We start from the raw sequence: 11,907 nt of genomic DNA on the forward strand, positions 1-11,907 counted from the left end.
GCTGGACGTTCAAGGCCGAGTACATCTACATCAATCTCGGAAAGTCGAACGGCAATGCTCTTGCATTCCCCGGCGCGTCCTTCACGGACACCGAGGTTCAGCTTCATACGGCCAAGGGCGGCATCAATTATCGGTTTTGACTGAATGGATTTTGTGGTGCTTAGTGGTGGTAACGCAGGCGCGGCCAGTAGCGAACCACGGGCAGGGCAGAGCAAGTCTGCTCTGCCCCGAACTCAGACGTCAACTTGTTCGGCTATCGCGAGGGCGTCATCGACCCCGATGTCGAAATAATCGAACGGTACTCTCGGTCTTCCGAGACTAGCCGCTGAGCAAAAGAGGAGTCCGAGTCAATCGGTGGTGCCGGATGAACGAGTTATCAAGCACTTTCGACGGCCTCTTCAAAAGTGAATTCTCGATCAATCAAATGGTTGGCCGGAGCGTCACGTATGTGCGCCGGGGCAAGTTGCTGGGCGGCAATTCAGGGTTTGCTCATATCGGGAATTACCATGTCGAGGGGGACTCAATCCGTGTCGATGTGACCAGCCGACGACACAATTTTGGCGCTGATCATCAGTCTTTGCTGGGTTCCGATGTCTCGTCAATTTCCGTCGTTGGAAGAGCCGTTGGCAAGGCGTTTCACTTCGAGGGCAGTTCCCCGCAGGTGCCGGGTGCCGTCTTTCGATCCATCATGACCCCGCTGGATGAAAGCGACCTTCCGGCGCCCGGGATGATTGGTGAAGGTGGCATTTCCAACGGATTGTACTCCATCCATCTCAAAATCTTGGACGGCGTCCCCGGCGGCCTGACTGGAGTGATGCTATTGAACAACGGCCGTATCCTGGGTGGCGATGCCTTCTTCTACTATCTGGGGTCATATTCCTCCTCCAGCGGTCGATGGAGAGGGCAGATGGTCAATCAAGAGCATACGCCGGCGCGAGGGGAAGACCCGGTATTCGGCGGACACGAGATTGGAATTGGTTTTTCCGGGACGTGCGATGCCGAGGGCGGTTTCCTCGAGGGCACGGCGCTTGCGGGCAAGCGCAGCATCAGGTTCGAAGCTGATCTGAAATTGATCTGCGCTGCTTAGGGAGCGCGAAAGCCGAGGGCGCAGTTGCCGGGCGACGCTAGAAGATCGGTTTCGCTCGGAGTTGGTCCGTCCGCGTCAATAGCACTGAGCCCTGCAAGGGAGGCGAGAAGTGCACTCAAAGAAAAAACGAGCACTACTCTATGGACGCTGATCTTAATACTCGTCTCAATCTGGGGGGGCGCCTGGATTGAGGAGAAGCTGTTCGGCCACACGACCCACTTAGGCACCTTTATCGGGTGGATTGTCGGACTGACGATCCACTATGGCATAGATCACTTCCGAAATTCGAAACGGGACGCCATCGAGGGGGAGCGCCGGGGAGCCGGAGAGCAATGAACGTCAGGCTGAAGGGAATGCATCAGCTCCCCTGAGAGGAGTGACGGCGAGTGAAAATCGCCTATGGGCTCGTCGCTGACGTCCTTGCGCCTCGCGAGCCTGCGATGCCGCCGCCAAAGCTCGCGGCGATCCGGCACTGGCTGCGCAGCATGCAGAGATGATGCGGCATCATCTTTGTCGACCAGGGTGTCGGCGCATTGAGCCGGTCGAGATAGCCAACGAGCACGGACGCCGATGAACCTCATCCTGAGGAGGCGCGTGAGCGCCGTCTCGAAGGACGAGGCGTGCGCGCAGGCCGGCACCAGTCAATGCGAAGGACAGGGCCGTGATCGATCCTGCAAGGGTCGGCTTTGTCGGTTTCTCGCTCGGCGGGGCGACCGGCCTCGTGCTGATGGGGATCAAGCCGGATTTCGCCAGGGTCGCCAGCCTCTGCAAGGAGACGACCGGCATGTGCGCACAGCTTCACAACGGCGAGACGCCGCCCGAGCCGATACAGGACGCGCGCATTCGCGCCGCCGTCATCGTTGATCCCGCACCGGCGACCCTGACGCGAGACACCGCGGACGGTGTAATGCTAAGGGACACGACGAGCGACCATGGTGCGAGCTACGATCTGATTGCAATTAAGCCGGACCGCGCCCCAGTTGACCTCGCCTCCGTGCTGCCGCCGGCCCGTTTATTTGTGCGTGCCACCTGGGGAATACCTGATTAGTTCGGCTGTACTTCTTCCGCTTCTGGCCCTTGGCAGACCTATTGCGGCTTCGTGTTCGACAGCAGCTTTTGACCCGAAGCAGTCATTGCACCCGGTATAGTCTCACGAAAAAAGTGCTAAGCTGATCTTCCCACAGGCGTGATCCCTAGAGGGGAGCGACGCATGCGACGGCGGGAATTCATAGCCTTCAGCGGTGCCGTAGCAATCCTCCCATATACTGCGGGGCTCAGGCCCAAGTCCGCCGCGTGGGTGCGCTCCTAGCTAGCCCTCTAAGCAGGCCAATTCTCGAAAGAGTATTGAAGGAGAAAGGATGGCTGTTGGGTCAGAACCTGCTCATAGACTATTGCATAAGCGATGGCGATACTGAGGAGAGCCGCAAGTGCGCGCGCGAATTGATCTCGTTGAAGCCTGATGTCTTGTTCGCGGTTACCAACCCGTCGATGGCGTCACTGCAAGCTGAGGGGTCTAACATCCCGACCGTATTCGCGATGGTCAGCGATCCGATTGGAATGCGCTATGTCGAGACTTTCGCGCGGCCCGGTCGTAATGTTACCGGCTTCACTGCCTTTGTACCATCTCTCGGGGGTAAGTGGGTCTCCCTGCTGAAGGAAATCGCGCCGCAGATTGAGCGGATCGGCGCGATCTACAACCCAGAACCAGGGAATAACTCTGCTGCGTTTCTCGCTTCGATAAAGGCCGCCGCACAAACCTCCGGAGTGGTTTCGGTGGAGACGCCCCACGGCGATAGCTCCAGCATCGAACGGCTAATCGTATCTCTCCAAGACACGCGGAACGCTGGTCTTGTTTTTCTACCTGACGCACTGACTGCCGCACGACGGAAGGAAATGACCGCGCTTGTTGCTAAGTGCAGGTTGCCCGCGATCTACTTCCTACGACTATTCTGCGATGTAGGGGGTCTTGTTTCGTATGGAGTAAACCTCAATAAAATATATGCAGGCGCGGCATCCTACGTTGATCGAATTTTGCGCGGCGCCAATCCGGCAGACCTGCCAGTGCAAGCTCCGACCGAATTCGAATTCATCATCAACACCGCGAGAGTGCTCGGCTTGGAATTACCCGAAAGCCTCCTAGCCCGCGCCGATGAAATTATCGAATAGAGAGCCGACTTCCGCTTGTGGCCCATCGCAGACGTCCCGAGCGGCCATACGCGCCAATGTGCGGTGAATCGTTCTTAGCGTGTAACCCCGACGCTTCCATCTTAATCCATCGACCTAAAATTTAATGCCGGAAGAAAGTGACGAATTCTGACCGGCGGCATGCTCCCAACGGATTATCCTGTTGCCTCACCAGAGGAGGTGACCATGGTACAATTTATTCCGACTTCCATCACACGACGAAGCATGGTCGCAGGAATGGCGCTGACCGCCGCCCCGACGACTGCATTGCAGGGAGCGAGTAAGGCATACGCGCAGGCCCAGCAAACCTCGCCTGAGAAAAGTCTGTATGAGCGGCTGGGCGGCGTTTTTGCTATTGCGGCCGTGGTGGATCACTTCAGCGACGCTGTCGTGAAGAATCCCGTCGTGGGCCAGAAGTCCAAGAATCCGCAACTACGAGAATGGCACACCAAGAACCTGACAAGGTTGCCGGGCCTCAAGTTCATGCGGACGCTGTGGGTCTGCGACGTTTCGGGCGGGCCCCTTAAGTTCGCGGCCACCAAGCCTGGCGCGACGCCGCTCGGACTTGAGGAAGCGCACCGCAATCTCAGAATATCGCCGGCAGAGTTCGATGAGGTCGCGGCGGAACTCGGGCGGAGCCTCGACTTTGCCAAGCTCCCTAAGCGCGAGAAAGCCGAGGTGCTGGCTGCGTTTGCCGCGCACAAGGACGAGGTTACCGCCGGGTCTGCGACGGTCGGCAAGCGCGGCTGAAGGGTGATCTTCCCGGTCTTCGCTAGCACCGACTGGCTCCGGCTGGGCGGGCACGTTGGATCGCGCCGCGATCCGTCCAGTTGTGGCCCATGCTGACGTCCCTCAGGCTGACGTCCGATAAGCGCCCTTGGACTCCAGATCTCTGCAGCCCCTTCCGCGAACAGCGTGTGGTCGGGATCCGCTCCGATGTGCAGCAGCCAGCGCCTGATGTGCGCTCCCGGCATGATAGCCACGATGGCATAATACCCCTGTTTTGCCCGACGGGTCAGAAGTGTTTCGTCGAATCAGAAATATCGTTGCGTGCCAACGGGATGGCTACTGTGCATGGGGTTGTTTTCCAGTTTTGATTTTGAGCCTGCGATTGCACGCCTTCACAAGCAAAAGGGGCCGCCCCTTCGGACGGCCCCTTTGGTCTCGTGAAATGTGGTCCGCTTACTCCGCGGCCTGCTTCTGCGGCGGGTCGAGCGCGCCCGACTTGTGGATCTCGGCGACCTGGTGATCGCTGAAGCCGAGCACCGAGCGCAGGATCTCGTCGGTGTGCTCGCCGAGCAGCGGCGATCGCGTCACGTCTGCCGGGCTATCCGACAGCTTGATCGGGTTGCCGACCGAGACGTACTTGCCGCGGGTGGGGTGGTCGACCTCGACCACCGTGCCGGTGGCGCGCAGCGACTGGTCTTCCGCGATCTCCTTCATCGACAGGATCGGGCCGCACGGGATGTCGTCCTTGTTGAGGATCTCCATCGCCTCGAACTTTGTCTTCGTCATCGTCCACTGCTCGATGCGGGCGAAGATCTCGTTGAGGCGCGGCAGGCGCGCCGCCGGCTTGGCGTAGTTCGGATCGGTCTTCCAGGTGGGTTCGCCGATCACATCGCAGATCTTCTCCCAGACCGGGGCCTGGGTGATGAAGTAGATGTAGGCGTTGGGATCGGTCTCCCAGCCCTTGCACTTCAGGATGCGGCCGGGCTGGCCGCCGCCGGAATCGTTGCCGGCGCGCGGCACGGCGTCGCCGAACGGCACGCCTTCGCCGAACTGGCTGTATTCCTTCAGCGGGCCGTGGGCGAGGCGCTGCTGGTCGCGCAGCTTGACGCGGCAGAGGTTGAGCACGCCGTCCTGCATCGCGGCAGTGACGCGCTGGCCCTTGCCGCTGTGGGTGCGCTGGTAGAGCGCGGTGACGATGCCGAGCGCGAGGTGCAGGCCGGTGCCGCTATCGCCGATCTGCGCGCCGGTGACGAGCGGGACGCCGTCGCGGAAGCCGGTGGTGGAGGCGGCGCCGCCGGTGCACTGGGCGACGTTCTCATAGACCTTGCAGTCTTCATACGGTCCGGGGCCAAAACCCTTGATCGAGGCGACGATCATCTTCGGGTTGATCGCCTGGATCTTCTCCCAAGGAAAGCCCATGCGGTCGAGCACGCCGGGGCCGAAATTCTCCACCAGCACGTCGCACTTCTTGATCAACTCGGTGAGGACTTCCTTGCCCTTGGGGTTTTTGGTGTCGAGCGTGATCGAGCGCTTGTTGTGGTTGAGCATGGTGAAATACAGGCTGTCCACGTTCGGGATGTCCTGCAGCTGGCCGCGGGTGATGTCACCCACGCCCGGGCGTTCCACCTTGATCACGTCGGCGCCGAACCAGGCCAGCAGCTGCGTGCAGGTCGGTCCTGACTGGACGTGGGTGAAGTCGAGAATGCGAACGCCCTCGAGCGCTTTGGTCATCGTATTGCTCCGTACTCTGTCTGCCCCTGCACCCGGCAGGGAATAAGGGTTGAGGGGTGGACTTACTTCTTCTTCTGCAGAACGCTCTGTGGATTGAGGTTGCCGATGCGGCCGCTCTCCGAGCCGGCGGCCGGATCGATCACGGCGTTGATGAGCGTCGGCTTACCGGACTTCATGGCGTCGTTGACGGCACGCTTCAGCTCGTCCGGCGAGGTCGCGTTGACGCCGACGCCGCCGAAGGCTTCCATCATCTTGTCGTAGCGCGCGCCCTTGACGAACACGGTCGTTGCCGGATCGGAGTTGGCGCCGTTGACGTCGGTGCCGCGATAGATGCCGTCATTGTTGAAGATGACGACGCAGATCGGCAAATTGTAGCGGCAGATGGTCTCGACCTCCATGCCGGAGAAGCCGAACGCCGAGTCGCCTTCCACGGCCAGCACGGGGTGACCGGTCTCGAGCGCGGCCGCGATCGCCTGGCCCATGCCGATGCCCATCACGCCCCAGGTGCCGACGTCGAGACGCTTGCGGGGCTTGTACATGTCGATGACGCCGCGGGCGAGGTCGAGTGTGTTGGCGCCTTCGTTGACGAGGATCGCCTCGGGATAGTCCTTGATGACGTTCTTCAGCACACCGAGCGCGCCGTGATAATCCATCGGCGATTTGTTGTTCATGAGCTTCGGCGCCATCTTGGCGACGTTCTCTTCGCGCTTGGACGAGACCGCCTTGGTCCATTCGGCCGGCGGGGCGGTCCAGGATGATCCCATCGCCTGGTTGAAGGCGGAGACGACCGAGCCGATGTCGCCGACGACGGGCGCGACGATCTCGACGTTGGAATCCATCTCCTTCGGCTCGATGTCGACCTGGATGAACTTCTTCGGCGCCTCGCCCCAGCTCTTGCCCTTGCCGTGCGACAGCAGCCAGTTCAGCCGCGCGCCGATCAGCATGACGACGTCGGAGTCCTTCAGCACCGTCGAGCGGGCGGCGCCGGCGCATTGCGGATGGGTGTCGGGGAGCAGGCCCTTGGCCATGCTCATGGGCAGGAACGGAACGCCGCTCTTCTCGACGAAGCTCTTGATCTCCTCATCGGCCTGCGCGTAGGCCGCGCCCTTGCCGAGGATGATGAGGGGGCGCTTGGCGCTCTTGAGCACGTCGAGCGCGCGCTTCACGGATGCGGGCGAGGGGATCTGCGCGGGCGCCGCGTCTATCACCTTGACCAGCGACTTCTGGCCGGCCTCGGCGTTCATGACTTGGCCGAACAGTTTTGCCGGCAGGTCGAGATAGACGCCGCCCGGACGGCCTGAGACCGCAGCGCGGATGGCGCGGGCGAAGCCGATGCCGATGTCCTGGGCGTGCAGCACGCGATAGGCCGCCTTGCACAGCGGCTTTGCGATCGCAAGCTGGTCCATCTCCTCGTAGTCGCCCTGCTGGAGGTCGACGATCTCGCGCTCGGAAGAGCCGGAGACCAGGATCATCGGATAGCAATTGGTGGTGGCGTGGGCGAGGGCGGTGAGACCATTGAGGAAGCCGGGCGCCGACACCGTGAGGCAGACGCCGGGCTTCTTGGTGAGATAGCCGGCGATGCCGGCGGCGTAGCCGGCGTTCTGCTCGTGACGGAACGAGATCACGCGAATACCCGCGGCCTGCGCCATGCGGCCCAAATCCGTGATCGGGATGCCCGGCACATTATAGATGGTGTTGATGCCGTTCAGCTTGAGCGCGTCGATGACGAGATGGAAGCCATCCGTCAGTTCCTGCTCGGTGCCCGGTGCTTCGGACTTGGTCGCGGTATTCAGCATGGGCCTTGTCTCCCTGGTCTCAAGGTGCGGGGCGAATTGTTCGCCCTTCTGGTGAACGTTGCTTAAGTGAACAGTTACGTAAACAGTTCTTGGCCGTGCGCTTCGACGTAAGCGGCAAGGCCGAGGGTGTGATCGCGGGCGCGCTTCTCGGCAAGCTCGGTGTCGCGCGCTTCCAGCGCTTCGATAATGCCGAGATGCTCGGGCAGTGACGTCGCGGTGCGGTCCTTGCGTCCGATGGTCAACTGGCGATAGCCGCGCACGTGCAAGAGCAGGTCGTTGGTGAGATCGACCAGCACGGGGGATTCCGACAGCGAGATCAGCGCCTGGTGGAAGGCGATGTTGGCGCGCGAATATTCCTCGACGTGATCCTCGGGCAGTCGGTCCTTGCCGAAATCCTTGAAATAGTCGCGCAGCGCCGTGATGTCCTTCTTGCGCGCGGTGGTGGTGATGAGGCGGGCGGCCATGCTCTCCAGCGCCGCCCAGGCGCGGATCATGTCGACGATCTCGCTCTTGGTCCTGCGCACCACCATGATGCCGCGGCGGGGCACGGTCTTCACGAAACCGTCCTGCTCCAGCATCGCGATGGCCTCGCGGATCGGCGTGCGGCTGACGCCAAGCCTCTCAGACAATGCGCGCTCGTCGAGCATCACCGGCTCGGGCGTCGAGTAGATGTCCATCTTGAGGATGGCTTCCTTTAAGGCGTCATACGCCTTGTTCTTGAAGCTGCTCTCCGGGGCAATACGAACGATTGCGATGTCTGCCTCGGCCATGTTCGGCAACGCCTTGGTTGGTTTCCGTAGTGACACGACGAATCTCCTCCAGTGGGGAGTCGTCTTTTACAGGAATATTAACTGGAAAGTTTTTGGCATACCACATGCCAGAATGTCAAGCTGCCTATTTTTTGCGGCCTTCTAGGCCATGCACCAGCTTGACAAGTTGGCTTCTGGCATACCAAATGCCATCGCCAGCCATTTTTGATCCATGCCGGCGGAGTAGTCTTGAGGCTTATGCCACTCCGTACCGCCGCATGGAACAGAGCGCGGCGAATGGCAAGCATCATGGGCAGCCGCAAACACGCGCGCGCTTTGAAAAGAACGAACTGAGGTCAAGGGAGAAGCCACATGTCCAATTCCAAAGATGCCGTCCGCAAGGTGCTTGACCAGGTCAAGGCGGACAATCGCACCAGCCTGACGGCCCCGGAAGGCAAGCTGGTCTGCGACGCCTACGGCATTCCGGTGCCGAAGGAGGGCGTGGCCAAGTCGGCGGGCGAGGCCGGCAAGATGGCTTCGTCCATGGGCTTCCCCGTCGTGATGAAGATCGTCTCGCCGGACATTCTCCACAAAACCGAAGCCGGCGGCGTCATCGTCGGCCTCAAGACGACCGAGGAGGCCGAGAAGGCCTACGAGACCATCCTCGGCAACGCAAAGAAATATAAGTCCGATGCCAAGATCGAAGGTGTGCAGGTGCAGCAGATGTTGGCCGGCGGAACCGAGGTCATCGTCGGCTCGATCACCGACGGCTCGTTCGGCAAGCTGGTCGCCTTCGGCCTCGGCGGCGTGCTGGTCGAGGTGCTCAAGGACATCACCTTCCGCCTCGCGCCGGCGACCAAGGAAGACGCGCTCTCGATGCTCGACGGCATCCAGGCGCACGAGATCCTGAAAGGCGTGCGCGGCGGCGAGCCGGTGAACCGCAACGCGCTCGCCGACGTCATCGTCAAGGTCTCGCAGCTCGTCACCGATTTCCCTGAGATCGTCGAGCTCGACCTCAACCCGGTGTTCGCGACGCCGAAGGATGCCACGGCCGCAGACGTCCGCATCGTGGTCGACTTCGCCTACAAGCCCAAGCCGAAGCCGCGTCCGACCGATGAGATCGTCGCGGCGATGAACCGCATCATGCAGCCGAAGGCGGTCGCCGTGGTCGGCGCCTCCGCGGAGGACGGCAAGATCGGCAATTCCGTGATGAAGAACCTCATCAACGGCGGCTACAAGGGTGAGATCTATCCGATCCATCCCAAGGCCGCCGAGATCCTCGGCTACAAGGCCTACAAGAGCGTCAAGGACGTGCCTGGTGTGATCGACGTCGCGGTGTTCGCAATCCCCGCGAAATTCGTCGCGGCCGCGCTGACCGAATGCGGCGAGAAGAAGATCCCCGGCGCGGTGCTGATCCCGTCGGGCTTCGCTGAAGCCGGTGCGCCGGAGCTGCAGGCCGAGATCGTCGAGGTCGGCAAGAAGTACGACATCCGTCTGATGGGGCCGAACATCTACGGCTTCTATTATACGCCCGCCAATCTCTGCGCGACCTTCTGCACCGCCTATGACGTCAAGGGCCATGCGGCGCTGTCGTCGCAGTCGGGCGGCATCGGCATGGCCATCATCGGCTTCTCGCGCTCGGCCAAGATGGGCGTGTCCGCGATCGTCGGCCTCGGCAACAAGTCCGATATCGACGAGGACGATCTGCTCGCCTTCTTCGAGCAGGACCCGAACACCAATCTGATCGCCCAGCACTGCGAAGACCTCAAGGACGGCCGCGCCTTCGCGGAAGCCGCAAAGCGCGTGTCCAAGAAGAAGCCGGTGGTGGTGCTCAAGGCCGGCCGGACCTCGGCCGGCGCGAAGGCGGCGTCGTCCCACACCGGCGCGCTCGCCGGCAACGATCGCATCTATGAGGACGTGTTCAAGCAGTCCGGCGTGATCCGTGCCCGCTCACTTCGCCAGTTGCTCGAATTCGCCCGCGGCGTACCGGTGCTGCCGACGCCGAAGGGTGAGAACGTTCTCATCATCACCGGTGCCGGCGGCTCGGGCGTGCTGCTGTCGGACTCCTGCGTCGATAACGGCCTGTCGCTGATGTCGATGCCGCCGGATCTCGATGCGGCCTTCCGCAAGTTCATCCCGCCGTTTGGAGCGGCCGGCAATCCCGTGGATATCACCGGCGGCGAGCCGCCGATCACCTACGTCAACACCGTGAAGCTCGGCCTGTCGGATGAGCGCATCCACGCGCTGATCCTCGGCTATTGGCACACCATCGTCACGCCGCCGATGGTGTTCGCTCGCAACATGGTCGAGGTGAAGAAGGAGATGGAGGCCAAGGGTTTTGTGAAGCCGATGGTTGCCTCGCTCGCTGGCGACGTCGAGGTCGAGGAGGCCGCCGAATATCTCTATCAGAACGGCATCCCGGCTTACGCCTATTCGACCGAGCTACCGGTCGAGGTGCTTGGCGCCAAGTACAAGTGGGCGCGCGGGGCAGGGCTGCTCTGAGCTTGCGTTCACCTCTCCCCGCTTGCGGGGAGAGGCCGGAATTTGCACAGCAAATTCCGAGCGAGGGGGAGCTTCCGCGAGTCCAATTGCCACTGTCCTTGCGGAAGCTCCCTCTCACCCTGACCCTTTCAGAGCGAGCGTTGCTCGTCTCGGCCCCGCAAGCGGGAGAGGGGAAGAGAAGAAATGCAGGTCGCGATGAGCAAGAACGTGATCCGGCGCAAATCGCTCGAGCCCAAATCGGCCTCGGAGGCCGATCACGAGAGCCGCGAGGGTGGCGTGCAATCGGTCGACCGCGCGCTGTCGATCATCGAGACGCTGGCCGAGGACGACGAAGGCTATCGTCTGAGCGATCTCGCGATCCGCACCGGCCTGTCGGCGTCCACCGTGCACCGGCTGCTCGCAACGCTCGAAAGCCGCCGCTTCGTGCAGTTCGACCGTGGCGAATCCAAATGGCATGTCGGGGTGCGCAGCTTCACGGTCGGCGCCAGCTTTGCGCGGCGACGCAATTTCTCCGCACAGGCGATTCCATATTTGCGCAAGCTGCGCGATCTCACCCGCGAGACGGCCAATCTCGCCGTGGTCGACGATGAGTTCATCATCGTGCTGACCCGTATGGAAAGCCGCGAGATCATGCGCTCGCTGACCAAGGTCGGCGGCCGCGTCCCCATGGTGACCTCCGGCGTCGGCAAAGCGGTGCTCGCAACCTATTCAGACGAGGATGTCGGCGCCGTCATCCGTCATCACGGCATGCCCCGCCTGACCGAGAAGTCGATCGTGCGCCCGAGCGACCTGTTCAGGGAGCTCGAGAAAATCCGCAAACAGGGCTTTGCCGTCGACGATGAGGAGGCGCAGATCGGCCTGCGCTGCGTCGCCGCGGTGGTATACAACGCGCTGGCCGAACCGCTTGCGGCGATCTCTGTTTCCGGCCTGACGAGCCGCGTCACCGACGAACGGTTGCCGGAGATCGGCCAGATCGTCCGGGACGTCGCGGCGGAACTGACTGCCGCGCTCCGCGGGGTGATCCCGGCGCCCCGCTGACCAAAAACCCTGAGGCATGTCACTGGACAGCATCGGCCGTTTTGGTTGATATGCGACCAAACGACACAATGCGGCAAACGTCCGCATGAGC

Annotated in this window: 9 protein-coding genes; 6 read left to right on the forward strand and 3 right to left on the reverse strand. The window is 61.8% G+C overall.

Features of this window, described 5'->3' with window-relative positions:
• Positions 1 to 364 precede the first annotated feature (364 nt).
• The 4 genes from I6F28_RS23560 (at position 365) to I6F28_RS23575 (ending at position 4,021) form a co-directional block, all read left to right on the forward strand.
• Entirely contained in the window at positions 365 to 1,087 is a 723-nt protein-coding gene (locus tag I6F28_RS23560; protein ID WP_225128827.1) for a hypothetical protein, read from the forward strand.
• Between the two features lie 661 nt (positions 1,088 to 1,748).
• Positions 1,749 to 2,135, forward strand: a complete 387-nt coding sequence (locus tag I6F28_RS23565) for an alpha/beta hydrolase (protein WP_050995893.1) — start codon at positions 1,749 to 1,751, stop codon at positions 2,133 to 2,135.
• A 245-nt stretch (positions 2,136 to 2,380) separates the two neighbouring features.
• Entirely contained in the window at positions 2,381 to 3,253 is an 873-nt protein-coding gene (locus I6F28_RS23570; RefSeq protein ID WP_225141312.1) for an ABC transporter substrate-binding protein, read from the forward strand.
• Positions 3,254 to 3,457: 204 nt separating this feature from the next.
• The gene (locus I6F28_RS23575) at positions 3,458 to 4,021 is read left to right on the forward strand and encodes a group I truncated hemoglobin (protein ID WP_225141313.1); all 564 of its coding nucleotides are present in this window, start codon (positions 3,458 to 3,460) and stop codon (positions 4,019 to 4,021) included.
• A gap of 432 nt (positions 4,022 to 4,453) precedes the next feature.
• On the opposite strand, the gene frc is transcribed toward I6F28_RS23575, so the two are convergent.
• The 3 genes from frc to I6F28_RS23590 form a co-directional block, all read right to left on the reverse strand.
• The gene (gene frc, locus I6F28_RS23580; protein ID WP_036005670.1) at positions 4,454 to 5,731 is read right to left on the reverse strand and encodes a formyl-CoA transferase; all 1,278 of its coding nucleotides are present in this window, start codon (positions 5,729 to 5,731) and stop codon (positions 4,454 to 4,456) included.
• A gap of 62 nt (positions 5,732 to 5,793) precedes the next feature.
• Positions 5,794 to 7,527: an oxalyl-CoA decarboxylase gene (gene oxc / locus I6F28_RS23585; RefSeq protein ID WP_225111776.1), complete on the reverse strand. Its 1,734-nt coding sequence runs from the start codon at positions 7,525 to 7,527 to the stop codon at positions 5,794 to 5,796.
• Between the two features lie 74 nt (positions 7,528 to 7,601).
• Positions 7,602 to 8,297: a GntR family transcriptional regulator gene (locus tag I6F28_RS23590; RefSeq protein WP_157282741.1), complete on the reverse strand. Its 696-nt coding sequence runs from the start codon at positions 8,295 to 8,297 to the stop codon at positions 7,602 to 7,604.
• A gap of 351 nt (positions 8,298 to 8,648) precedes the next feature.
• Between I6F28_RS23590 and I6F28_RS23595 the strand changes: the two genes are divergently transcribed.
• Positions 8,649 to 10,778: an acetate--CoA ligase family protein gene (locus I6F28_RS23595; protein ID WP_036005664.1), complete on the forward strand. Its 2,130-nt coding sequence runs from the start codon at positions 8,649 to 8,651 to the stop codon at positions 10,776 to 10,778.
• Positions 10,779 to 10,973: 195 nt separating this feature from the next.
• Positions 10,974 to 11,816 (forward strand): IclR family transcriptional regulator, encoded by an 843-nt coding sequence (locus I6F28_RS23600; RefSeq protein WP_225141472.1) that lies wholly within the window; start codon positions 10,974 to 10,976, stop codon positions 11,814 to 11,816.
• Positions 11,817 to 11,907 lie beyond the last annotated feature (91 nt).

This window comes from Bradyrhizobium sp. NBAIM14, from assembly GCF_020193895.1.
Classification (GTDB): Bacteria; Pseudomonadota; Alphaproteobacteria; order Rhizobiales; family Xanthobacteraceae; genus Bradyrhizobium; species Bradyrhizobium yuanmingense.

What these genes read in the sequence shown, in the direction of transcription:
- I6F28_RS23600 (WP_225141472.1), top strand. Translation starts at nt 10,974, where the DNA reads ATGAGCAAGAACGTGATCCGGCGCAAATCGCTCGAGCCCAAATCGGCC.
- I6F28_RS23595 (WP_036005664.1), top strand. Translation starts at nt 8,649, where the DNA reads ATGTCCAATTCCAAAGATGCCGTCCGCAAGGTGCTTGACCAGGTCAAG.
- frc (WP_036005670.1), bottom strand. Translation starts at nt 5,731, where the DNA reads ATGACCAAAGCGCTCGAGGGCGTTCGCATTCTCGACTTCACCCACGTC.
- oxc (WP_225111776.1), bottom strand. Translation starts at nt 7,527, where the DNA reads ATGCTGAATACCGCGACCAAGTCCGAAGCACCGGGCACCGAGCAGGAA.
- I6F28_RS23575 (WP_225141313.1), top strand. Translation starts at nt 3,458, where the DNA reads ATGGTACAATTTATTCCGACTTCCATCACACGACGAAGCATGGTCGCA.
- I6F28_RS23590 (WP_157282741.1), bottom strand. Translation starts at nt 8,297, where the DNA reads ATGGCCGAGGCAGACATCGCAATCGTTCGTATTGCCCCGGAGAGCAGC.
- I6F28_RS23560 (WP_225128827.1), top strand. Translation starts at nt 365, where the DNA reads ATGAACGAGTTATCAAGCACTTTCGACGGCCTCTTCAAAAGTGAATTC.